2 protein-coding genes are annotated in these 1,535 nt (G+C 75.0%); both read right to left on the bottom strand.

What is annotated here, in order from left to right; all coding sequences use genetic code 11:
- Positions 1-245: hypothetical protein (locus LCD31_RS17125; RefSeq protein WP_224959383.1), on the bottom strand; the 245-nt coding region annotated here is incomplete at its 3' end.
- Between the two features lie 61 nt (positions 246-306).
- Positions 307-1,347, bottom strand: coding sequence for an alcohol dehydrogenase catalytic domain-containing protein (locus LCD31_RS17120; protein WP_224959382.1), 1,041 nt, complete (start codon positions 1,345-1,347; stop codon positions 307-309).
- Positions 1,348-1,535: the final 188 nt, after the last annotated feature.

Genomic DNA, 1,535 nt, shown 5'->3' with positions numbered 1-1,535 from the left:
GGGGGCCCTCCCTCTCTCCGGGCCGCCCGGCCCCGTCGGGGGGGCGGCGGCGGGGGGGGGGCCCCCCCCCCCCCCCCCCCGGGCCGCGCGGGGGGGGGGGGGGCGCCCCCCCCCCCCGCCAGCACCGCGGAGCGGCCGATGCCGAAGGGGCCGGAGAACGCCAGCAGGGCACCGCCGCCCTCGCTCGCCCGGTCCAGCGCGGCGCTCAGCAGCTCGGTCTCGTTCTCCCGTTCCCGCAGCACCACGCGGCACTCCTCCGTTGCGCCCCGGGGCCCGCCGCACGTCGCGAGGCGGGTTCCGGCACCGTCACTGCTCGATGGTCACCTTGATCGCGTCGCCCGTGCTGACCGTGCGGATCGCTTCCAGCACCCCGTCCAGCGGCAACCGGTGGGTGATCAGGTCGTGCACCGGGACGTCACCGGAGGCGATCAGCCGCAGCGCCCGCCGGTTGTGCTCCGGGGTGGAGCCGTTGGCACCGACGATGGTCAACTCACGGTAGTGCACCGCGTTCGAATCGCAGTCGATGATCGGCGAATCCTTGGGCAAACCGCCGAAAAAACTGATCCGGCCGCCGCGCGCGGCCATCCGCAGCGCCTGCTCCTGCGCTTCGCCGGAAGCGGCCGCGGTGATCACCACGTCGGCGCCGACACCGCCGGTGCGGCGCAGCACCTCCGCGACCGGATCGGTGGCGGAGGCGAGGATCGCGGCATCCGGGCCCACCAGCTCGGCCGCCTGCTCCAGCCGGGCGGCGTTGAGCTCCACCAGGTACACCGCGGCCGCGCCGCGGGCCCGCGCCAGCCGGGTGTGCAGGCAGCCGATCGGGCCGGAGCCGACGACCACGACCACGTCCCCCGGGCCGACCCGGGCGAGCTCCTGGCCGTTGAGGACGCAGGCGAGCGGTTCGGCGACCGACGCGGCCGCGAAGTCGACCCCGCCGGGCAGCAGGTTCACCCCGTCGACCCGCAGCACCTGCTCGGGGACGGTGAGGAATTCGGCGAAACCACCGTCGAAGTGGTAGCCCATCGAGCGCTGGTTCGGGCACACCGTCTGCCTGCCGCGCTCGCAGTAGCCGCACTCGCCGCAGGGGATCGCCGCGATCACCTGCACCCGGTCGCCCTCGGCGAAACCGCTGGCGCCGTCGCCGATGCCGACCACCTCCCCGGCGATCTCGTGGCCGATGACCCGTGGCGGGTCGATGTGGTGGTGCCCGTGCCGCATGATCTTCAGATCGGTTCCGCAGGTGGAGCAGTTGCGGACCCGCAGCTTCAGTTCGCCCGGGCCGGGTTCCGGTTCCGGGGCCTGCTCGATGCGGATGTCACCCGGGGCGTAGAAACGTGCGACCTTCACCTGTCCTCCTCAACGGACCGCAACAGCCGGTCGACCGTCGCCTCGTGCGGGGGGGGGGGGCGCCCCCCCCCCCCCCCCCCCCCCCCCCCCCCCCCCCCCCCCCCCCGGACCGGGTTCCGGCGAACATCCCGCCCTTGCGGACGGTGATCGCCCCTAGGGGGTAGCGTGGCCTGACGTGACCGCACCTG

The sequence above is a fragment of the Saccharopolyspora sp. 6M genome, from assembly GCF_020176775.1.
GTDB classification, from domain to species: Bacteria; Actinomycetota; Actinomycetes; order Mycobacteriales; family Pseudonocardiaceae; genus Saccharopolyspora_C; species Saccharopolyspora_C gregorii.
This window is presented reverse-complemented; position numbering and strand designations above follow the sequence as displayed.